This window comes from Streptomyces sp. NPDC006235 (genome assembly GCF_040613735.1).
GTDB lineage: Bacteria > Actinomycetota > Actinomycetes > Streptomycetales > Streptomycetaceae > Streptomyces.
In genome coordinates this window covers 211959-232487 of sequence record NZ_JBEXSR010000006.1, presented here as the reverse complement: position 1 = coordinate 232487, position 20529 = coordinate 211959, and the positions used below count along the sequence as shown (strand labels likewise).

General features: G+C 69.7%; 18 protein-coding genes, 2 tRNA genes and 1 pseudogene. 5 read left to right on the top strand and 16 right to left on the bottom strand.

Translation table 11 applies throughout. From position 1 onward, the window contains the following. The 4 genes from ndk to ABZ192_RS10320 form a co-directional block, all read right to left on the bottom strand. Nucleotides 1-414, bottom strand: coding sequence for a nucleoside-diphosphate kinase (gene ndk, locus ABZ192_RS10335; protein ID WP_274816273.1), 414 nt, complete (start codon nt 412-414; stop codon nt 1-3). 65 nt (nt 415-479) lie between these two features. Continuing rightward, on the bottom strand, nt 480-836 hold the full coding sequence (locus ABZ192_RS10330; RefSeq protein WP_356924084.1) for a DUF4233 domain-containing protein: 357 nt from the start codon (nt 834-836) through the stop codon (nt 480-482). 6 nt (nt 837-842) lie between these two features. Further along, the gene (locus tag ABZ192_RS10325) at nt 843-2366 is read right to left on the bottom strand and encodes a folylpolyglutamate synthase/dihydrofolate synthase family protein (protein WP_356924083.1); all 1524 of its coding nucleotides are present in this window, start codon (nt 2364-2366) and stop codon (nt 843-845) included. Between the two features lie 185 nt (nt 2367-2551). Continuing rightward, nucleotides 2552-5176: a valine--tRNA ligase gene (locus ABZ192_RS10320; RefSeq protein ID WP_356924082.1), complete on the bottom strand. Its 2625-nt coding sequence runs from the start codon at nt 5174-5176 to the stop codon at nt 2552-2554. Nucleotides 5177-5314: 138 nt separating this feature from the next. Here ABZ192_RS10320 and ABZ192_RS10315 point away from each other — a divergent pair, with 138 nt between their 5' ends. Then, the gene (locus ABZ192_RS10315) at nt 5315-6265 is read left to right on the top strand and encodes a hypothetical protein (RefSeq protein WP_356924081.1); all 951 of its coding nucleotides are present in this window, start codon (nt 5315-5317) and stop codon (nt 6263-6265) included. 61 nt (nt 6266-6326) lie between these two features. On the opposite strand, the gene clpX is transcribed toward ABZ192_RS10315, so the two are convergent. The 5 genes from clpX to ABZ192_RS10290 all read right to left on the bottom strand — a co-directional run bounded on the left by clpX (nt 6327) and on the right by ABZ192_RS10290 (nt 11234). After that, entirely contained in the window at nt 6327-7613 is a 1287-nt protein-coding gene (gene clpX, locus ABZ192_RS10310) for an ATP-dependent Clp protease ATP-binding subunit ClpX (RefSeq protein WP_356924080.1), read from the bottom strand. 182 nt (nt 7614-7795) lie between these two features. Continuing rightward, a complete protein-coding gene (locus ABZ192_RS10305; protein WP_356924079.1) occupies nt 7796-8503 on the bottom strand; it encodes an ATP-dependent Clp protease proteolytic subunit in 708 nt (235 codons plus the stop codon). 109 nt (nt 8504-8612) lie between these two features. Next, nucleotides 8613-9218 carry an ATP-dependent Clp protease proteolytic subunit gene (locus ABZ192_RS10300; protein ID WP_030240055.1) on the bottom strand — a complete coding sequence of 202 codons (606 nt, stop codon included), beginning with the start codon at nt 9216-9218 and terminating at the stop codon, nt 8613-8615. Between the two features lie 357 nt (nt 9219-9575). Further along, on the bottom strand, nt 9576-10964 hold the full coding sequence (gene tig, locus ABZ192_RS10295) for a trigger factor (RefSeq protein WP_356924078.1): 1389 nt from the start codon (nt 10962-10964) through the stop codon (nt 9576-9578). A gap of 193 nt (nt 10965-11157) precedes the next feature. Beyond that, nucleotides 11158-11234 (bottom strand) — tRNA-Pro (locus tag ABZ192_RS10290). A gap of 165 nt (nt 11235-11399) precedes the next feature. Here ABZ192_RS10290 and ABZ192_RS10285 point away from each other — a divergent pair. Then, a tRNA-Gly gene (locus ABZ192_RS10285) sits at nt 11400-11470 on the top strand. Between the two features lie 101 nt (nt 11471-11571). Continuing rightward, the gene (locus ABZ192_RS10280) at nt 11572-12039 is read left to right on the top strand and encodes an ASCH domain-containing protein (protein ID WP_356924077.1); all 468 of its coding nucleotides are present in this window, start codon (nt 11572-11574) and stop codon (nt 12037-12039) included. Here ABZ192_RS10280 and ABZ192_RS10275 read toward each other — a convergent pair. The 3 genes and pseudogenes from ABZ192_RS10275 to ABZ192_RS10265 form a co-directional block, all read right to left on the bottom strand. Beyond that, nucleotides 12027-12425 (bottom strand): squamosa promoter-binding protein 15, encoded by a 399-nt coding sequence (locus tag ABZ192_RS10275; protein ID WP_356924076.1) that lies wholly within the window; start codon nt 12423-12425, stop codon nt 12027-12029. The genes ABZ192_RS10280 and ABZ192_RS10275 overlap by 13 nt on opposite strands. A gap of 283 nt (nt 12426-12708) precedes the next feature. After that, a pseudogene (locus ABZ192_RS10270) lies at nt 12709-13172 on the bottom strand (protein kinase); the annotation flags it as partial. Nucleotides 13173-13193: 21 nt separating this feature from the next. Further along, nucleotides 13194-13388, bottom strand: coding sequence for a hypothetical protein (locus ABZ192_RS10265; RefSeq protein ID WP_003990237.1), 195 nt, complete (start codon nt 13386-13388; stop codon nt 13194-13196). A 694-nt stretch (nt 13389-14082) separates the two neighbouring features. Between ABZ192_RS10265 and ABZ192_RS10260 the strand changes: the two genes are divergently transcribed. Beyond that, the gene (locus ABZ192_RS10260; RefSeq protein ID WP_356924075.1) at nt 14083-15195 is read left to right on the top strand and encodes an acyltransferase family protein; all 1113 of its coding nucleotides are present in this window, start codon (nt 14083-14085) and stop codon (nt 15193-15195) included. Nucleotides 15196-15210: 15 nt separating this feature from the next. Here ABZ192_RS10260 and ABZ192_RS10255 read toward each other — a convergent pair whose 3' ends face one another. Both ABZ192_RS10255 and ABZ192_RS10250 read right to left on the bottom strand, forming a co-directional pair. Next, nucleotides 15211-15672 (bottom strand): HD domain-containing protein, encoded by a 462-nt coding sequence (locus tag ABZ192_RS10255; protein ID WP_356924074.1) that lies wholly within the window; start codon nt 15670-15672, stop codon nt 15211-15213. Nucleotides 15673-15702: 30 nt separating this feature from the next. Further along, the gene (locus ABZ192_RS10250) at nt 15703-16881 is read right to left on the bottom strand and encodes a PP2C family protein-serine/threonine phosphatase (protein ID WP_356924073.1); all 1179 of its coding nucleotides are present in this window, start codon (nt 16879-16881) and stop codon (nt 15703-15705) included. A gap of 161 nt (nt 16882-17042) precedes the next feature. Between ABZ192_RS10250 and ABZ192_RS10245 the strand changes: the two genes are divergently transcribed. Further along, entirely contained in the window at nt 17043-18302 is a 1260-nt protein-coding gene (locus tag ABZ192_RS10245; protein ID WP_356924072.1) for a GNAT family N-acetyltransferase, read from the top strand. 31 nt (nt 18303-18333) lie between these two features. Here ABZ192_RS10245 and ABZ192_RS10240 read toward each other — a convergent pair whose 3' ends face one another. Next, entirely contained in the window at nt 18334-19149 is an 816-nt protein-coding gene (locus tag ABZ192_RS10240) for a DNA-formamidopyrimidine glycosylase family protein (RefSeq protein WP_356924071.1), read from the bottom strand. A 700-nt stretch (nt 19150-19849) separates the two neighbouring features. Continuing rightward, complete coding sequence (locus ABZ192_RS10235; RefSeq protein ID WP_356924070.1) at nt 19850-20335, bottom strand: ribose-5-phosphate isomerase; 486 nt, start codon at nt 20333-20335, stop codon at nt 19850-19852. Nucleotides 20336-20529: the final 194 nt, after the last annotated feature.

The window sequence follows — 20529 nt, the reverse complement described above, 5'->3', positions numbered from 1 at the left end:
TCAGGCGCGACCCGGGAAGAAGATCTTCACCTCACGCTCGGCGGACTCCTCCGAGTCGGAGGCGTGGATCAGGTTCTCCCGGACGATGACGCCGTAGTCGCCGCGGATGGAGCCCGGGGCCGCGGCGATCGGGTCGGTCGGCCCGGCGAGCGCGCGCAGCCCCTCGATGACCCGCTCACCCTCGACGATCATCGCCACGACCGGGCCGGAGGCCATGAACTCCACCAGCGGCTCGTAGAAGGGCTTGCCCTTGTGCTCGCCGTAGTGCTGCTCCAGCGTGTCCTGGTCCAGGGTGCGCAGCTCCAGCGCGGTGATCGCCCAGCCCGCCTTGCGCTCGATGCGGCTGATGATCTCGCCGGTCAGGCCACGACGGACGGCGTCGGGCTTGAGGAGGACGAGGGTGCGCTGGCTCACGACGGGCTCCTTATGTATCAAGGTGGTGCGGTGGAACGAGATTACCCGGCGTGTCGGGGAGCCTGTTACGCAGCGTCAGGTGTGGAGGAGTCGGCCTGGGCGGCGAATCTCGCCTTGGCCTCGTCCACCTTCCGCCCGTAGTGCACCGACGCCCACCACAGGGCCGCGAAGACCACGCCCAGGAAGAACATCATCGGCACGGCGAAGCCCGACGCGATGAGCGCGATCTGCAACGCCCAGCCGAGCGCGACCCCGCCCGGGCGCGTCACCAGGCCGCACAGCACCAGGCACAGGAACATCGCGACACCGCTGACCGTCCACACGGTCGCCATGGAGAGGTCGGGATCCTTCATGGCGACCAGACCGGCGAAACCGATGATGAAGAACTCGCCGATCAGGGTCGAAGAACAGAGCGTACGCACGGGATCTCAGCCCTTCCCCAGGAGCAGTCGGGCCTCGCCGACGGTGATGACGGAACCGGTGACGAGCACACCGCCGCCCGCGAACTCGCCCTCCTCCTCGGCCAGTGTGATCGCGGCCTCCAGCGCGTCGGGCAGCCGCGGCTCGACCTGGACGCGCTCCTCGCCGAACACCTCGACGGCGATACCGGCCAGCTCGTCGGCGTCCATCGCACGGTGACTGGAGTTCTGCGTGACCACGATCTCGGCGAACACCGGCTCGAAGGCCTCCAGCAGCCCCCGCACGTTCTTGTCGCCGCTCGCACCGACGACACCGATGAGCCGGCTGAACTGGAAGGCCTCACCGATCGCCTCGGCCGCCGCCCGGGCGCCCGCCGGATTGTGGGCGGCGTCGAGCACGACCGTCGGGGAACGCCGCACGACCTCCAGCCGGCCCGGCGAGGCGACGGCGGCGAACGCCTTGCGGACCGTGTCAAAGTCGAGCGGCTCGGCCCGCTGCGCGCCGACGCCGAAGAACGCCTCGACGGCGGCGAGGGCGACGGCCGCGTTGTGCGCCTGGTGCGCGCCGTGCAGCGGCAGGTACACCTCCGGGTACTCGCCGCCCAGGCCGCGCAGGGTCAGCAGCTGACCGCCGACGGCCACCTGCCGCTCCACGACACCGAACTCCAGGCCCTCCCGGGCCACCGTCGCGTCCACCTCGACGGCCCTCTTCAGCAGCACCTGCGCCGCGTCGACCGGCTGCTGCGCCAGGATGACCGTCGCGCCCTGCTTGACGATGCCGGCCTTCTCGGCGGCGATCTCCGCATGCGTGGTGCCGAGCCGGTCGGTGTGGTCGAGGTCTATGGGCGTGACGACGGCGACATCGGCGTCGATCACGTTCGTCGCGTCCCAGGAGCCGCCCATGCCGACCTCGACGACGGCGACGTCGGCGGGCGCGTCGGCGAACGCCGCGTACGCCATGCCGGTGAGCACCTCGAAGAAGGACAGCCGGTACTCCTGCGACGCGTCGACCATTTCCACGTACGGCTTGATGTCCTGGTACGTCTCGATGAACCGCTCGGGCGCGATGGGGGCGCCGTCGAGGCTGATGCGCTCGGTGATCGACTGCACGTGGGGCGAGGTGTAGCGGCCGGTCCGCAGCTCGAAGGCGCCGAGCAGGGCCTCGATCATGCGGGCCGTGGAGGTCTTGCCGTTGGTCCCCGTGATGTGGATCGACGGGTACGCCCGCTGCGGCTCCCCCAGCACGTCCATCAGCGCGGCGATCCGGCTGACGGAGGGCTCCAGCTTGGTCTCGCCCCAGCGGGTGGCGAGCTCCGCCTCGACCTCGCGCAGGGCCTTGTCGACCTCGGGGTCGGCGGGCCGGGTCGGGATGTCGGCGTCGGGCGGGCCGCCCTGGGTGCGCAGGGTTCGGCTGCCGGCCTCGATGACCGCGAGGTCGGGGTCGCGGGTGGTCTCCTCCGCGATGATCTCGTCGAAGGCGTTGAGGGGGTCGGGCTGGTCGTCGGCGTTGTGGTCTGGGGGGAGCTCGCTCACGGGGCCAGTCTACGGAGCGGGGGTGACATCGGGTGGGGGTGGTTTGTGTCGTGCCTTGTCTGCGGGTTTGTGGGGGCTTGTTGCGCCCACGCGGCGGAGCCGCATATCGATGCAGCCCCACGCCCCTGAGCGCATCAAGGCCCCGGCGCTGACAAGCACCGGGGCCTTGACGGCCGTACGAACCCTTACGCCTGCGGCAGCCTCTCCAGCTGGGCCTGGATACGGGCGATGTCCTCCTCCGCCTTGGCCAGGCGGGTGCGGATCTTGTCCACGACGTGGTCGGGGGCCTTCGCCAGGAACGCCTCGTTGCCGAGCTTGGCGTTCGCCTGGGACTTCTCCTTCTCCGCCGCCGCGAGGTCCTTCGCGAGGCGCTTGCGCTCCGCCGCCACGTCGATCGTGCCGGAGAGGTCGAGGGCGACCTCCGCGCCCGCGACCGGCAGGGTCGCCGTGGGCGTGAAGGCGTCGCCCTCCGGCTGGAGCCGGAGCAGCTGGCGGATGGCGGGCTCGTGCGTCGCGAACGGCGTGCCGTCCAGGGTCAGCCGGGCCGGGACCCGCTGGCCGGGCTGGAGGCCCTGGTCGGCGCGGAAGCGGCGGACCTCGGTGATGACCGACTGGAGGCTCTCGATCTCGCGCTCGGCGTCGGCGTCCCGGAAGCCACTGTCCTTCGGCCAGTCGGCGATCACGACCGACTCGCCGCCGGTGAGCGTGGTCCACAGGGTCTCGGTGACGAACGGGACCACCGGGTGCAGCAGCTTCAGCGTGACGTCGAGGACCTCGCCGAGGACGCGCTTGCTGACCTCGGCCGCCTCGCCGCCCGCCTGGAACGTCGTCTTGGACAGCTCGACGTACCAGTCGAAGACCTCGTCCCACGCGAAGTGGAACAGGGCGTCGGACAGCTTCGCGAACTGGTAGTCGTCGTAGTACGCGTCGACTTCCGCGACGACCGTGTTCAGACGGGAGAGGATCCAGCGGTCCGTCGAGGACATCTTCGACGGGTCCGGCAGCGGGCCGTCCACCGTCGCGCCGTTCATCAGCGCGAAGCGCGTCGCGTTCCAGATCTTGTTGGCGAAGTTGCGCGAGCCCTGGACCCAGTCCTCGCCGATCGGGACGTCGACGCCCGGGTTGGCGCCACGGGCGAGCGTGAAGCGCAGGGCGTCGCTGCCGTACTTGTCCATCCAGTCCAGCGGGTTGACCGCGTTGCCGAAGGACTTCGACATCTTCTTGCCGAACTGGTCGCGGACCATGCCGTGCAGGGCGATGGTGTGGAACGGCGGGGTGCCGTCCATCGCGTACAGGCCGAACATCATCATCCGGGCGACCCAGAAGAAGAGGATGTCGTAGCCGGTGACCAGGACGGAGTTCGGGTAGAACTTCGCGAGCGACTCGGTCTGTTCGGGCCAGCCGAGGGTCGAGAAGGGCCAGAGGCCGGAGGAGAACCAGGTGTCGAGGACGTCGGTGTCCTGACGCCAGCCCTCGCCGCTCGGCGGCTCCTCGTCGGGACCGACGCAGACGACCTCGCCGTTCGGGCCGTACCAGACCGGGATGCGGTGGCCCCACCACAACTGCCGCGAGATGCACCAGTCGTGGAGGTTGTCGACCCAGTCGAAGTAGCGCTTCTCCATCTCCTGCGGATGGATCTTGACCCGGCCGTCGCGGACCGCGTCACCGGCGGCCTTCGCGAGCGGGCCGACCTTGACCCACCACTGCATGGACAGGCGCGGCTCGATCGTCGTCTTGCAGCGCGAGCAGTGACCGACCGAGTGGACGTAGGGCCGCTTCTCCGCGACGATCCGGCCCTCGGCGCGCAGCGCGGCGACGATGGCGGAGCGGGCCTCCAGCCGGTCCTGGCCCTGGAAGGGGCCGTGGGCGGTGATGACCGCGTGCTCGTCCATGATCGTCAGGGCCGGGAGGTCGTGGCGCTGGCCGATCTCGAAGTCGTTCGGATCGTGGGCCGGGGTGACCTTGACGGCACCCGTGCCGAACTCGGGGTCGACGTGCTCGTCGGCGACGACCGGGATGGAGCGGTCGGTCAGCGGCAGCTTGACCAGCTTGCCGATCAGGTGCTGGTAGCGCTCGTCCTCGGGGTGAACGGCGACGGCCGTGTCACCGAGCATGGTCTCGGCGCGGGTGGTGGCGACGACGATGGTGTCGTCCCCGTCGCCGTACTTCATGGAGACAAGCTCGCCGTCGTCGTCCTGGTACTCGACCTCGATGTCCGAGATGGCGGTCAGACAGCGCGGACACCAGTTGATGATGCGCTCGGCGCGGTAGATCAGCTCGTCGTCGTAGAGCCGCTTGAAGATGGTCTGGACGGCCTGGGAGAGACCCTCGTCCATGGTGAACCGCTCACGCGACCAGGCGACGCCATCTCCCAGGCGCCGCATCTGTCCGCTGATCTGCCCGCCGGACTCGCCCTTCCACTGCCAGACCCGCTCGACGAAGGCCTCACGGCCCAGGTCGTGCCGGGACTTGTTCTCCTTGGCGAGCTCCCGCTCGACGACGTTCTGCGTGGCGATACCGGCGTGGTCCATGCCGGGCTGCCACAGCGTCTCGTACCCCTGCATCCGCTTACGGCGGGTCAGGGCGTCGATGAGCGTGTGCTCGAAGGCGTGCCCGAGGTGCAGGCTGCCCGTGACGTTCGGTGGCGGGATGACGATCGTGTACGGCGGCTTGTCGCTCTTCTCGTCCGCCTCGAAGTAACCCCGCTCTACCCAGCGCTCGTACAGCGGCCCCTCTACGTCGGCCGGCGCGTACTGGGTCGGCAGGTCGGTGCTGGGCGCTGGTGGCTGCTGCTGAGCGTTCTCGGTCACGGGGGTCAGTTTAGGGGTGTCACCACCCCGTCCCGAAACGCGTTTGCTGTGTAACGGTGGGGGCCCCGATGCCATGCACACGACGGGTCTGCGCCAGGATGTCCGGAACACATAAGCATCTGGAGGGGAACCCAGAACATGAGCTACAACCAGCCGGGCCCGTACGGCGGGCAGCCCCAGCAGCCCGGACCGTACGGCCAGCCCGGTCCGTACGGCCAGCAGCCGCAGGCGCCCCAGCCCGGCTACGGCTACCCCCAGCAGGCCCCTCCGCCCCAGCCCGGTTACGGCTACCCGCAGCAGCCCCCGCAGGGCGTCCCGCCCCAGCCGGGTTACGGCCAGCAGCCCCCGTACGGCCAGCAGCCGCCCTACGGCCAGGCCCCGTACGGCGTCCCCCAGCCCCCGGCCCCGGGCGGCGGCAAGAAGAAGACGGGCATCATCATCGGCGCGGTCGCGGTGGTCGCGGCGATCGCCGTGGGCGCGTACTTCGTGATCGGCGGGGGTGGCGGCGGCCTGGAGGACGACGGGCCGCACAAGCTCACGACGCCGGCGACGGTGCTCAGCGACTACAAGCGCACCACGAAGGACGGGTCGACCATCGGCAACGACTCGACGTCGGAGCTGGAGAAGAGCGGCGTCAAGAACGCCAAGTCCGCGGCGGGCCTCTACAACACGGTCGACCTGAGCGACTTCGACCCCGACGATCCGGCGTCCGCGGCGAAGATGGCGACGGCCAAGACGCTGTCGGTGGCCGGTGCCTACGGTGAGATCTCCGACCCGGAGGCGACTCTGGACCTGTTCTTCGCCAACTTCAAGAAGTCGGCCGCGAAGGAGTCCTCCACCGGGTCCGGCAAGCCCGAACTGATCGGCGAGCCCGAGGCGGCCGACCTCGACGGCGCGGTCATGAAGTGCCAGTCGGTCAAGGGGCAGAACCGGGCGACCCAAAAGGAGCAGACCAACTGGTTCTGCGCATGGGCCGACTACAGCACGATCGCCATCGTGTCGCCGGGTGACGCGGCGCAGGACGTCACCAAGGACGTCGCGATCGACCTCACCACCAAGGTCCGCGGCGAAGTCCGCGTCAAAGCCTGACGCCGGCAACGACGAAGGCGCCCAGCAGAAGTGCTGGGCGCCTTCGCGTGCAGGTGGATGACTAGGCCGTCTTCTGCTCCCCCGGACCGCGTCCGCGCGCATCCCGCGGAATCAGCGTCGGGTTGACGTTCGACTGGACGACGTCCGCCGTGATGACGACCCGGGCCACGTCCTTGCGGGACGGGACCTCGTACATCACGCCCTGGAGGACTTCCTCCATGATGGCGCGCAGGCCTCGCGCGCCGGTCTGGCGGAGGATGGCCTGGTCCGCGATCGCTTCGAGGGCTTCGCGCTCGAAGTCCAGCTCCACGCCGTCGAGTTCGAAGAGGCGCTGGTACTGCTTCACGAGCGCGTTGCGCGGCTCGACGAGGATCTGGAGCAGGGCCTCGCGGTCGAGGTTGTGGACCGAGGTGATGACCGGCAGGCGGCCGATGAACTCGGGGATCATGCCGAACTTGACCAGGTCCTCCGGCATGACCTCCTGGAACTGGTCCTTGGACTCCGTCTCGCGCTTGGAGCGGATCTGCGCGCCGAAGCCGATGCCCTTGGCGCCGGCGCGGGACTCGATGATCTTCTCCAGGCCGGCGAAGGCACCGCCCACGATGAACAGCACGTTCGTCGTGTCGATCTGGATGAACTCCTGGTGCGGGTGCTTGCGGCCGCCCTGCGGCGGGACGGAGGCCGTGGTGCCCTCGAGGATCTTGAGCAGGGCCTGCTGTACGCCTTCCCCGCTCACGTCGCGCGTGATCGAGGGGTTTTCACTCTTCCTCGCGACCTTGTCGATCTCGTCGATGTAGATGATCCCGGTCTCGGCCTTCTTGACGTCGTAGTCGGCGGCCTGGATCAGCTTGAGCAGGATGTTCTCGACGTCCTCGCCGACGTAGCCGGCCTCCGTGAGGGCCGTGGCGTCGGCGATCGCGAAGGGGACGTTCAGCATCCGCGCGAGGGTCTGTGCGAGGAGGGTCTTGCCGGAGCCCGTGGGGCCGAGGAGGAGGATGTTGGACTTCGCCAGCTCGATGGCGTCGTCGCGGCCGCTCCCCCCGCCGTTCTCACCGGCCTGGACCCGCTTGTAGTGGTTGTAGACCGCGACGGAGAGGGCCTTCTTGGCGGCCTCCTGGCCCACCACGTACCCCTCGAGGAACTCGTAGATCTCGCGGGGCTTCGGGAGCTCCTCCCAGCGGACCTCGCTGGTCTCCGCCAGCTCTTCCTCGATGATCTCGTTGCAGAGGTCGATGCACTCGTCGCAGATGTACACACCGGGCCCTGCGATGAGCTTCTTGACCTGCTTCTGGCTCTTGCCGCAGAACGAGCACTTGAGCAGATCGCCGCCGTCACCGATGCGTGCCACGGTGTGCTTCCCCTTCGCCTGGGAGACTCCTGGACGCCTACGTCCAAGCGGACTCCTGGTGCTGCCTTATGTCCGACGGTACCTTGCCGGGCCCCTCGTTCGGGCCCCCCTTGGCGCGGTTCACTTTGACGTGGACCGTCCGAAACCGTGCCAAGGGGCGGCAGACGATACAGCCTCTCGCCTCAGCGCAGGCTCGAGTTGTCCATCTTCCGGGTGGAGATGACCTGATCGATCAGGCCGTAGCTCAGCGCGTCCTCGGCCGTGAGGATCTTGTCGCGCTCGATGTCCTCGCGGATCTTCTCGATGTTCTGGGTCGAGTGCTTGGCCAGCATCTCCTCCAGCTGCGTACGCATCCGGAGGATCTCGTTGGCGGCGATCTCCAGGTCGGACACCTGGCCGCGGCCCGTCTCGCTGTAGGGCTGGTGGATCAGCACGCGCGCGTTCGGCAGGGCCATGCGCTTGCCCGGCGTACCGGCGGCCAGCAGGACGGCGGCGGCGGAGGCCGCCTGGCCCATGCAGACCGTCTGGATGTCCGGCTTCACGTACTGCATCGTGTCGTAGATCGCCGTGAGCGCCGTGAAGGAGCCACCGGGGCTGTTGATGTAGACCGAGATGTCACGGTCGGGGTCCATCGACTCCAGGCACAGCAGCTGTGCCATGACGTCGTTGGCGGAGGCGTCGTCGATCTGGACGCCGAGGAAGATCACGCGCTCCTCGAAGAGCTTCGCGTACGGGTCGTACTCGCGGATGCCCTGGGAGGTGCGCTCGACGAAGCGCGGGATGATGTAGCGGGACTCGGCCTGCGGGCCGGTGTACTCGCCCTGAGCGGCGCGCATGTCCTGCACGGCGTGCATACGGTCGTAGATCCCGCTGCCGGGGAACTGGTTCACGGTGTCTCCTGAAAGGGGCTGAGGCGGTCGGCTGGGGCTGTCTGGGGTCTCGGGGGCCCGGGAGGGCTCCGTGGGCCTCACGGGGCGCCACAGGCCCCGTGGGGACCTCTCAGGCCCCGGTGCCGCCGCCGCCCGGCATACCGGCTGCCGTGGGGATCACGTCGTCGATGAGGCCGTACTCCTTGGCCTCGAAAGCGTCGAACCAGCGGTCGCGGTCCGAGTCGCGGGTGATCTGCTCGACCGTCTGGCCGGTGTGCTGGGCGGTGAGCTCGGCCATGCGCTTCTTGGTGTGCAGCAGCCGCTCGGCGTGGATCTTGATGTCCGAGGCCGAGCCCGCCAGGCCGGCGGAGGGCTGGTGGATGAGGATCTCGGCGTTCGGCAGCGCGAAGCGCTTGCCGGGGGTGCCGGCGCTGAGCAGGAACTGTCCCATCGAGGCCGCGAGGCCCATGGCGATCGTCACCACGTCGTTCTTGATGAACTGCATGGTGTCGTAGATCGCCATGCCGGCCGTGATCGAACCGCCGGGGCTGTTGATGTACAGGTAGATGTCCTTGTCCGGATCGGCGGCAAGGAGCAGCAGCTGTGCGGTGATCTTGTTCGCGATGTCGTCGTCGACCGGCTGGCCGAGGAAGATGATCCGCTCGTTGAGCAGCCGGTTGTAGACCTGGTCACCGAGGCCACCACCGATGGAAGGCTCGCCGGCGGCTGAAGGCATCAGATTCGTCACGTATCCACCTGCTCGTCTTACGACGGCGCCGGGCCGTCTCACGTGTTCCCTGCGGGGCGGGAGCCGTATCGGAGACTCCACTGCCCTGGTATTCATGGACCCTAACGCGCGGGTCCCTTCGGGGAATCCCGGAGATGGGAGTGTTCGCCGGGGGCGTAGCGCGGCGGGCTGGGCCGGTGGGGCCGTGCCGTCTCGCCGGGGGTGGTCCCGCCGTCGCCGGACCGCGGGTGCGTCGTGGTTGCTCGCGCAGTTCCCCGCGCCCCTTGAGGACGCTGCCCGCCGGCAGACCAAGAAGGCCCTGGGGCGTGCCCCAGGGCCTTCTCACGGACTCACGGCAACCGGGGGTCAGCCCTCGGTCTTCTCCTCGGCGGACTCGGCCGGGGTCTCCTCGGCGGCGGCCTCGGCGGACTCGGTCTCGTCCTCTTCGTCGTCGAGGTCGACGATCTCGCCGTTGGTGTCCTTGACCGTGGCCTTCTCGACCACGACGGCCAGGGCCTTGCCGCGGGCGACCTCGCCGACCAGGAGCGGAACCTGGCCGCCCTCGACGACCGCCTGGGCGAACTGGTCGGGGGACATGCCGGAGGAAGCGGCACGCCGCATGAGGTGCTCGGTGAGCTCCTCCTGGTTGACGTTGAGCTTCTCCTGCTTGACGAGCTCGTCGAGGACGAACTGGGTCTTGATGCCCTTGACCGCGGCCTCGCGGGTCTCGGTCTCGAACTCCTCCTCGCTCTTGCCCTGGATCTCCAGGTACTTCGCGAGGTCGAGACCCATCTGGCCGAGCTGGTGGTGCTCGAGGTTGTGCTTGCGCGTGTTGACCTCGTCCTCGAGCAGCTTCTCGGGGACGGGGACCTCGACCAGCTCGAGCAGCTTCTCCAGGACGCGCTCCTGGGCCTGCGTGGCCTGGTCGTACTGCTTCATGTTCTCCAGGCGCTTGCGGCTGTCGGCGCGCAGCTCCTCGATGGTGTCGAACTCGGAGGCGAGCTGCGCGAACTCGTCGTCCAGCTCGGGCAGTTCACGCTTGGCCACCTGGGTGACCTTGACGGTGACCTCGGCCTCCTTGCCGGCGGCGGAACCTCCCTTGAGCTCGGAGGTGAAGGTGGCCTCGCCACCGGCCTCCAGGCCCTTCACGGCGTCGTCGATGCCGTCCAGCAGCTCGCCGGAGCCGATGGTGTAGGAGACGCCGCTCGCGACGCCGTCCTCGAGGACCTCGCCCTCGACCTTGGCCTCCAGGTCGATCGTCACGACGTCGCCGTCCTCGGCGGCACGCTCGACCGGGGCGGTGGTGGCGAAGCGCTCACGGAGCTCCTCGACCGCCTTGTCGACGTCCTCCTCGGTGACCTCGACGGCGTCGACCTCGACCTCGATGCCGGAGTAGTCCGGGATCTCGATCGCGGGGCGGATGTCGACCTCGGCGGTGAAGTTCAGCGTCTCGCCGTCCTTCAGCTCCGTGATGTCGACCTCCGGCTGGCCCAGGGGGCTCAGCTCGGCCTCGTTGACCGCGTCGGTGTAGAACTTCGGCAGCGCGTCGTTGACGGCCTCCTCCAGTACCGCACCGCGGCCGAACCGCTGGTCGATGACCCGGGCCGGGACCTTGCCCTTACGGAAGCCCTTCACCGTGACCTGCTGGTTGATCTTCTTGTACGCCGCGTCGAGGCTGTCCTTGAGCTCCTCGAAGGGCACCTCGACAGTGAGCCGAACCCGAGTCGGGTTCAGGGTCTCCACGGCGCTCTTCACGGTTCGGTCTCCTTGTGGCTGACTTCTTGGGTTCTGCCGGTGCCAGAGCGGCCCGGCGGATTTCGCCGCCCGGAGGACTTCAGACGATGAGACACACGGGCGTGCAGCTTGCATAGTAACGGCAGCGACTACACCGCCCAAAAGGCGATCACGCCAGTGATCGGGAGACGATCACGCGAGGTGACCGGGTGGCTGGTCGGGGTGGCGGGATTTGAACCCACGGCCTTCCGCTCCCAAAGCGGACGCGCTACCAAGCTGCGCCACACCCCGTCTGGTGCGACACGTAGGGTACATGCCGCCAGGCGGTGTGGCCGCCGCATTTCCACAGGGCCCTGTGCCGCGTCGGCCACGGCGGGCATGCGGTGTGCGACGGACGGGGCCGACCCGCTACGATGCCTTCAGTGCCGCGGTCGCCCGACCTGCGGCGCGCGCTGTGCGGGCGTAGCTCAATGGTAGAGCCCTAGTCTTCCAAACTAGCTACGCGGGTTCGATTCCCGTCGCCCGCTCTGTACGGCTCAGGGCCAGGTCAGAGGATCTATCCTCCGCCTGGCCCTGATCGTTTCCCGGCCCTGATCGTTTGCAGGGGGCGTTTCGTTACGGTGATCGCATGACGCCCGACTCCCTCGCGCCCGCGGACATCGCGTCGATGCCCAGGATCAAGTTCGCTTTCCCCGGCCCGCTGCGCGACCGGCTCGTGGCAGCGATCCTCAGCGGTTCGAAGACCTCCACGACCGGACTCGTCGTCGACTACGAGCATGAGGGAGAGCCACTGCCGCAAGTCGGGAACCGTTCGGTGGTCGTCGACTCGGACCAGCGTCCGGTCGCGGTCGTCGAGGTGACCGGCGTGCGTGTCGTCCCGCTGGCGCAGGTGGATCTCGCGCACGTGACAGATGAGGGGGAAGGGCACGCCGGCGTGGCCGAGTGGCGGGAAGGCCACGAGCGGTTCTGGCACAGCGAGGAGATGCGGACGGCCCTGGGGGACCCCGGCTTCACCGTCGACGACACGACGCAGGTGGTGCTGGAGCGCTTCCGCCTGGTCGCCGACCTTCGCCCCTGCGACGATCAGGACAGGTAGAAGCCGGCGTCCTCTTCGGACGGGGTCAGGGGCGCGTACTGCCTCAGTTCGCCGCCCCGGATCATCCACAGGCGGAAGAACGATTCCTCCTGGTCCATCACGAAGAGCTGCACCACGTTCGGCTCCCGCCAGGGCGTCTCGGCGACCCGTTTCCTGAGCGCGTCGAGGTCGCAGTGGTTGAGGGCTCCCGCCCACACCCGGCACTCGGGCCACTTCCAGCCACCCCATCCGGGGTGCTGGTCGGTGAGGAGGTTGAGGTCGCCGACGCCGGAGGCGTCCGGCTGTCCGCGGTGCGGAGCCTCTTCCCTCAGCCAGGCGCTCAGCGCCTCGACGTTTGCCCGATCCGCGTCGTCGGCCGAGATCATCACGTTGGCAACCCAGCTCATGGCGGTCGTTCTATCCCGCCGGCGCTCGACCGGTCGAGCCATTTCGGCCTGATCCGGCGGACGGGGTGCCTTCGACCTCGCCGGTGACGCCGCCGCTGGTGCGGGTGAAGTGGAGGGTTCCGCGGACCAGGTACGCGCCGGACGCGTCGGACTGCTCGGCCGGGACCCGTACGGCGGTGAGCGCGTGGTGGTGACGTCGACCGGGGTGGGGCCGCTGCCCGGCGCGATCGCGTCCGCGAGCACCAGGCGGTCGCCGTCCTGGCCGAGCACGTCCGGGGCGCGCCGGGCCGGCGTCCTGGGGGGACGCGAATTGTTCCGGGGACATGAAGGGCGGTGTCCCCCATGACCCGGCCGGTCTGGGTGAGGACGTCGGAGGCGGCGAACTCGGCGGCGCGGGGGATGCCGAAGCCGATGACGCGGGGGCCGTCGTCGGCGAGCATCACGTTGGCCGGCTTCAGATCGCGGTGGACGCCTCCGGCGCGGTGCATGCCGTGGCGCCTCGGCCAGGTCGGCGGCGAGTTCGCGCAGGCGGGGCAGGGGAAGCGGGCCGTGCTCGCGGACGTGGGTGCCGAGGTCGGCGCGCCCGGGATGCAGAGCGTGACCTCCAGGGGCGCGGCGCGTCCGCGACCGCGTCCGCGACGGGGGCCGTGAAGGCTCCGCCGACCTGGCGGGCGGCGGTCACCTCGCGGTGGAAGCGGGCGCGGACTCGTCGTCGGCGAACTGGCCGTGCACGACCTTGATCGCGAGGGGCGGGCGGCAGCGGCCCGGTCAGAAGCTGATGGAGTTGATGGTCTCCGCTATCGAGTTGAGGAATCTCTGGATGTCGTCGGCCATGCCGGTCGAGGCGAGGAAGAAGCCGAAGAGGACCGCCACGATCGCGGGGCCTGCCTTGATGGAGCCGCCTCTCAGCAACACCACAAGGATGATCGCCAACAGCAGCACCACAGACAGTGAAATGGCCACAACTGATCACACCCTCGGTCGGTCCGCTCTCCCGGCCCGGGACGCGACCACGCGCACCCCGCCAGAACCATCGTGCCACCAACCCGGCCGGGCTATGCGGATCGTGACACATCGACCACCTCACTCGTGTCCGAGCCGGTGCGCGGCGCCTGCGGCCGGGGACCGAACGGCAGGGCCTCGTACGGGAATTCGAGGCACCACCCGCACAGGGAATTCGACCGAATCGTTTCCATGCCCACACAACGCGTTCGCAGCTAATTCGAATTGCCCCCGCAAGTTCCTCAACCACCCTGCGGGCAAGCTCCGGAAGGCACGGAAGGGGACATTCCACCGGAGTCGCCTGCTGGTCTTATGCACTGCTTAGTCCGGAAGTATCACGACAAGCGGGGCGGGGCGTGAGGGGCACCGCCCGTCGCCCGACGATGTGTTGGCCATCACTCCCGCAAGGACGTCAACTACCCGAAATCCGGGGTACCCACAGCGAATAGCCAGGATTCACATCCGGCGTTTTACGAATAGCCGCAGGGAACGCTAGGGTGCCTCAGATGTTCCACGCTGCCTCGTCCCCCGCAAGCGCAGCGAGGTCCCGGATCGTCTCCCCGAGCTCCTGGTGGGAGGGTCTGTGACGAACTCGCTGCGACCGAACGGCGACCGCAGGGCGCCACTTCCCCCGGCACAGTCCTCTGCCGACGGAGTGCCGAGCCCGCGCTCGCCGCAGAGCACCCAGAAGAAGCAGAACGGCAAGCAGCGCGACGCCTTCTTCGACAACGCCAAGTACCTCGCGATCGTGCTGGTCGCCATGGGCCACGCCTGGGAACCGCTCAAGGGCGACAGCCGGATACTCGAGGCCGCGTACCAGGTCGTCTACGCGTTCCACATGCCGGCGTTCATCATCATCTCCGGCTACTTCTCGCGCAGTTTCGACATGCGGCCCGACCGGCTCAAGCGCCTGATCACCGGTGTGGCCGTGCCGTACATCGTCTTCGAGACGGCCTACCCGCTCTTCAAGCGGTTCATCGACAACGATCCGCACCAGGACATCAGCCTCCTCGACCCCTGGTACCTGACCTGGTTCCTGGTCGCGCTGTTCATCTGGCGGCTGACCACGCCCATCTGGAAGATGGCGCGCTGGCCGCTGCCGCTCGCGCTCGGCCTCGCGATGCTCGCGTCCGTCTCCCCGGAGATCGGTGACGACCTCGACCTCCAGCGGGTCCTGCAGTTCCTGCCGTTCTTCGTGCTGGGCCTGGTGATGAAGCCCGAGCACTTCCACATGGTGCGCCGCCGTTCCGTGCGGATCGCCTCGGTGCCCGTCTTCGCCGCCGCGCTGGCCTTCAGCTGGTGGGCCGTGCCGCGCATGAACACCGCCTGGTTCTACCACCGGGACGCCGCGCAGGAGCTGGGCGCGCCGTGGTGGACCGGCCCGGTCATGGTGCTCGCCATGTTCGGCTGCTCCCTGGTGCTGACCGCCTGCTTCTTCGCCTGGGTGCCGCGCCGCCACATGTGGTTCACCGCGCTCGGCGCCGGCACGCTCTACGGCTACCTCCTGCACGGCTTCCTGGTGAAGGCCGGCGACTACCAGGGCTGGTTCGAGTCGGCGTGGATGCACCGGCCGCTCGGTGAGATCGCCGTGACCGTCGCCGCGGCCGCCGTGGTGACGGTGCTGTGCACCAAGCCGGTGCGGCGGGTCTTCCGGTTCGCGATGGAGCCGAAGATGGAGTGGGCCTTCAAGCGGGACGCGGCCGAGGTCGCCCGTGAGCGCCAGAGCGCCGAGCGGCGCGAGCGCGAGCGCGAGAAGGTCAACGCCTGACGCCCCTGCCCCGGTTCATCCGACGAGACCGAGAAGTGCGCGCATCCGCGTGTACTTCTCGGTCAGTCGTGTGCGGGTGGCCTCGTCGAGGACCGCGAGGCGTGCCGGGTCCGCGTTGTGCGCCAGGTCCGACTCCTTCACCAGCAGCGCGCCGGGCGTGGCGAGGATGCGCGCGGCGTACGCCTCGGGCGGCTCCCCGGCCCGCTTGGTGACCGCGAGGACAATGTCCTTGGTACGGCTGCTCAGCGCGGCCTCGCGCAGCCACTCGGGCGAGAGCGCGTCGTCCTCGACGGCGTCGTGCAGCCAGGCCGCCGCGATCTGCTCCTCGTCGCCGCCCCGCGCCCGTACGCCCTCCGCGACGGCCTGGAGATGCTCTGCGTAGGGCCGTCCGGCCTTGTCGGTCTGGCCTGCGTGCGCGGCGCGGGCGGTGGCCTCGACCTCGGCCAGGGTCAGCGGGGTGCGGGGTGTCTCGGTCACGGCTCCAGTGTGCACCCGGAGAAGCGCACGTCAGCGGGGAGCGGCGGCCGTCGGGCCCTCCCGGCAGATCAGCAGCAGCGCCCGGTCGTCGTTGACGTCCTTGGCCACCGCCTCGATGAGGTGCCAGGCGGCGCCGTGGAAGCCGCCCGCCACGTACCGGTCGGCCTCGCCGGTGAGGCGGTCGATGCCCTCGACGATGTCGCGGTCGGAGGTCTCCACCAGGCCGTCCGTGAACAGCATCAGTACGTCACCGGGGCGGAGCGAGCCCTTCACCGGGTCGAACTGGGCGCCGTCGTACACGCCGAGGAGCGGGCCCTCGGCCGTCTTCTCCTCCCAACGGCCGCTGCCGGCGCTGAGCTGGAGGCCCGGCGGGTGGCCGGCGGAGTAGAGCTCGTAGTCGCCGGAGTCCAGGTCGAGGACCAGGTGGATGGAGGTCGCGAAGCCCTCGTCCCAGTCCTGGCGGAGCAGGTAGCCGTTCGCGGCGGGCAGGAAGGCGTGCGGGGGCAGCGAGCCCAGGAGGCCGCCGAACGCGCCGGACAGGAGCAGGGCGCGGGAGCCCGCGTCCATGCCCTTGCCGGAGACGTCGGTGAGGACGACCTCGAGCGTACGGCCGCCGTTGGTGCGGGCCGCCACCACGAAGTCGCCCGAGAAGGACTGGCCGCCCGCCGGGCGCAGCGCCATCTCCCGGTGCCAGCCGTCCGGCAGGCCGGGCAGCTTGCTCTGCACCCGGATGCGTTCGCGCAGGTCGAACAGCATGGTGCCGCCGCGCCGCCAGGGCACACCGACCCGGCTGCGGAACTGCGCCAGCAGCAGCCCGAAGAAACCGCAGGCCGCGACCACCAGCACCACGCCCGGGGTGACCCTGGACGGGCCCTCCGTGTAGGGGCCGAGCCGCACCGATTCCACGATCAGCGCCGTGGCCGCCGCCGCGTACAGACCGAGCAGGCTCGCCGGGCGCAGCACCAGTCCGCCGACGACGACCGGCAGGACCAGCGCGGCCGGCGAGAACCACACCGAGTTCGCGAGCGTCGCCGCCGCGATCAGCGGGACCATCAGGAGCAGGCCGGCCAGGGCGATCCAGTCCGAGCCGTCGCCGCGGAAGTAGTCCACGGCGGCTCGGCGCACGCCGACGCGGGCCCGGTGCCACTGCTTCTTCAACCGGGCCGTGAACGTCTCGGCTTCCGCGCGCCGCTCTCGTCCTGCTGCCATTAGTTCGGGACCCTATCCATCGGACCGGCCACTTGGCACGGGAGGTCCTACTTGTCCCCCGTCCGAGGGCCGACTTCCCAGTGAACTTCACGGTGCGCCGCCTGTCGTCGGCCGGGAGAAATTCCCTCGCCCGTCCCGCAGTGCCCTGGTAGGCATGGGCCATGGTGACTGACACGACCGGCCCTGCGGCGACCCTGCGGGTGCTTCGGCGGGACGACTGGGACAAGTGGTACGACACCCTCATCCGCGCCTTCGGCGGAGTGCCCGAGTCCGCCGAGGAGCGGGAGTTGTGGAACTCGCTGACCGAGTGCGACCGCTCGCTCGGCGTCTGGGACGGGGAGGCCTGTGTGGGGACGGCGGGGGCGTTCTCCTTCCGGCTCACCGTGCCCGGCGGGGCCTCGGTGCCGGCCGCGGGCGTCACGATGGTGAGCGTGGCCGCCACACACCGCCGGCGCGGTGTCCTGACGTCGATGATGCGGCGGCAGTTGGACGACGTCCGTGCGTGGGGTGAGCCGCTGGCCGTGCTCACGGCCTCCGAGCCGGCGATCTACGGCCGGTTCGGATACGGCGCGGCCACCTTCCAGTTGAACGCCGAGATCGACACGAGCCGGGTGCGGCTGGCCTCGCTGCCGGCGGGTACGGACGACGTGCGTCTGCGCTACGCCGATCCCGCCGAGGTCGTCGACGTGTGCGAGGCCGTGTACGCGCAACTGGTGCCGTCGCGGCCGGGGATGCTGGCGCGGCAGCCCGGCTGGGAGCGGCTCGGGGTGCTCGATCCGGAGAGCGGGCGGGGCGGGGCGTCGCCGCTGCAGTGTGTCCTCGCCGAGCGGGACGGGGAGACGGTCGGGTACGCGCGGTACCGCGTCAAGCCGGGCTGGGAGTACACCGGCGCCAACGGCACGGTGACGCTGGAGAACTCGGCCGCGCTGGATCCCGCGGCGGACGCGGCGCTGCTGCGGTTCCTGTTCGGTATCGACCTGACGTCGACGCTGGTGCTGCGGGGGCGGCCGGTCGACGACGCGTGGCAGTACCTGGTGTCCGACATACGGCGGTGTCAGCCGCGGTTGCGGGATTCGCTGTACGTACGGCCGGTGGAGATCGGGGCCGCGCTGGAGGCACGGACGTATCAGACGCCGGTGGACGTGGTGTTCGAGGTGGAGGACGCGTTCTGTCCCTGGAACGCCGGGCGTTGGCGGCTCAGCGGGGATGCGAAGGGGGCGTCCTGCGAGCGTACGGCGGATGCGGCGGATGTCGCGCTGTCCGTGCGGGAGTTGGGGGCGGCGTATCTCGGTGGGGTGAGCCTCGGGGCGTTGGGGGCGGCGGGGCGTGTGCGGGAGGTACGGCCGGGGGCCTTGGCGGAGGCGTCGCTGGCGTTCGGGAGCGGCGGGGTGGCGGCGCCGTGGTTGCCGCACGGGTTCTGAGACCGGGGGGTTTTCAGGGGCGTTGGGTTTTTCAGGGGCGTTGGCAGGTCGGGCACCAGAAGAGGTTGCGGGCGGCGAGATCGGCGGTGCGGATCTCGCCGCCGCAGATGTGGCAGGGCTGGTTGGCCCTGCGGTAGACGTACACCTCGCCGCCGTGGTCGTCCACGCGGGGCGGGCGGCCCATCGCCTCCGGGGTGTGTTCCGGGCGGACCGTGTCGATGCGGTTGTTGCGGACGCCCTCGTGCATGAGCTCGACCAGGTCGGTCCAGATCGCGTGCCACTCCGGCGGGGTGATGTCCTTGCCGGGGCGGTACGGGTCGATGCGGTGCCGGAAGAGGACCTCCGCGCGGTAGACGTTTCCCACGCCGGCGATGACCTTCTGGTCCATGAGCAGGGCGGCGATGGTCGTACGGCTGCGGGAGATACGGCGGTACGCGGTGTCCGGGTCGGCGTCGTCGCGGAGGGGGTCGGGGCCGAGGCGGTCGTGTATCGCCTGCTTCTCCGGGGGCGTGATCAGGGCGCAGGTGGTGGGGCCGCGGAGGTCGACGCAGGTGGTGTCGTTCGCGAGGCGGAGGCGGATCGTGTCGGTGGGTGGGGGTGCGGGGGTGGGGGTGCGGGTGAAGGTGACCTTGCCGAAGAGGCCCAGGTGGATGTGGATCCAGTCGGTGGTGCGGAAGCCGAGGAAGAGGTGTTTGCCGTGGGCTTCCGTGTGGGTGAGTTCCGTGCCGGTGAGGAGGGTGGCGGCGTCGGTGAACTTGCCCTGGGGGCTGGTGATGAGGGGGGTTGTGCCGAGGAAGGCGGTGGCGTAGTCGTGGGCCAGTCGGTGGATGGTGTGGCCTTCTGGCACGGGTGCCTCCTGTGATGGTCGCCTTGCGGGTTTTCCCACCCGCCCGCCCGAAGCGGTTCCTCAAGGGGCTGAGGTCGAAAAGATCCGGGGCGCCGCCCCGGACCCCGGCGGGGAGCTTTCCCACCCGCCCACCCGAAGCAGTTCCTCAAGGGGCTGGAGTCGAAAAGCCCCGGGGCTCCGCCCCGGACCCCGGCGGGGACTGCGTCCCCCGCGCCCCTCGCGGGGCTCCGCCCCTGCACCCCGAGAGGGGGCTGCGCCCCTCGTCCCGTATCGGGCCCCGGATGTGCTGGCCACCCGCATGAGGCCCGAGTGTGCCGGACAGCCGCATCAGGCTCCCCGGGGGGTGGGCACCCGCATCGGCCGGGTCTGCTGGATCCCCGCGTGGGGCCCGCGTGCGTTGGACGCCCGCGTCGACCCGCGTGTGTTGGACGCCCGCAGCAGGACCAGTGCGATCGACCGGCGCGGCTGGCTTGAATGCCCCGGGCCCTCGCAACAGGCTCGAATGCGCTGAGCGGCCGGGGGGCTCGGGCGCTCAATCCCCTCGCTGTGTTCCGTCCGCGGGGAGTTCGGGCCCCGCGTGGGGCCCGGGTCCGGCTCGGAGGTCGGAGGTGGGGGTGGAAGAGCCCCGCCTCGGGTGGGCCGTAGCCGGGCGGGCCGGCCGGGGCCTCCCCCGGGTGGTGCAGCCGGCTGCCCCGGGGGCCTACTGCTGGGGGTGGTGGGGTGGGATGGGCGGGAGGTCGCCGGTTGACTCGTAGTCGTCGAGCATGTCGATTCGTCGGATGTGACGTTCGTCACCGGAGAACGGCGTCCTGAGGAACGTCTCGATGAACGCCGTCGCCTCGTCCTGCGAGTGCATGCGCGCGCCCACGGCGACGACGTTCGCGTTGTTGTGCTGGCGGCCGAGCGCCGCCGTCTCCTCGCTCCAGGCGAGGGCCGCGCGGACGCCCTTGACCTTGTTCGCGGCGATCTGCTCGCCGTTGCCGGAGCCCCCGATGACGATGCCGAGGGCGTCGGGGTCCGCGGCCGTCCGCTCCGCGGCGCGGAGGCAGAAGGGCGGGTAGTCGTCCTGGGCGTCGTAGATGTGCGGGCCGCAGTCGACGGGATCGTGACCCGCCGCCTTCAGCCACTCGACGAGGTGGTTCTTGAGTTCGTAGCCCGCATGGTCCGAGCCGAGGTACACGCGCATGGGACGAGTGTGACACGGGTGTTTCGGGGCAGGCGCGCGGGGTGGCGCTCATGAAAACTTGACGTGAGTGTGAGCCGGGTAACTGAAGCTCAGGAAAACCTCAAGTAACAATCTGGATTCAAAGGTTCTCCTCTTCGTTCACCTCCGATTCACTGGACCGGCTCGTACACCGCTCGTACGAGCAAACAGCTCCC

Coding starts and splice junctions, on each gene's coding strand:
- ABZ192_RS10280 (WP_356924077.1), top strand. CDS start 11,572: ATGACGCCCGACTCCCTCGCGCCCGCGGACATCGCGTCGATGCCCAGG.
- ABZ192_RS10245 (WP_356924072.1), top strand. CDS start 17,043: ATGGTGACTGACACGACCGGCCCTGCGGCGACCCTGCGGGTGCTTCGG.
- ABZ192_RS10300 (WP_030240055.1), bottom strand. CDS start 9,218: ATGCCTTCAGCCGCCGGCGAGCCTTCCATCGGTGGTGGCCTCGGTGAC.
- ABZ192_RS10275 (WP_356924076.1), bottom strand. CDS start 12,425: ATGAGCTGGGTTGCCAACGTGATGATCTCGGCCGACGACGCGGATCGG.
- ABZ192_RS10315 (WP_356924081.1), top strand. CDS start 5,315: ATGAGCTACAACCAGCCGGGCCCGTACGGCGGGCAGCCCCAGCAGCCC.
- ABZ192_RS10235 (WP_356924070.1), bottom strand. CDS start 20,335: ATGCGCGTGTACCTCGGCTCGGACCATGCGGGCTACGAACTCAAGAAC.
- ABZ192_RS10250 (WP_356924073.1), bottom strand. CDS start 16,881: ATGGCAGCAGGACGAGAGCGGCGCGCGGAAGCCGAGACGTTCACGGCC.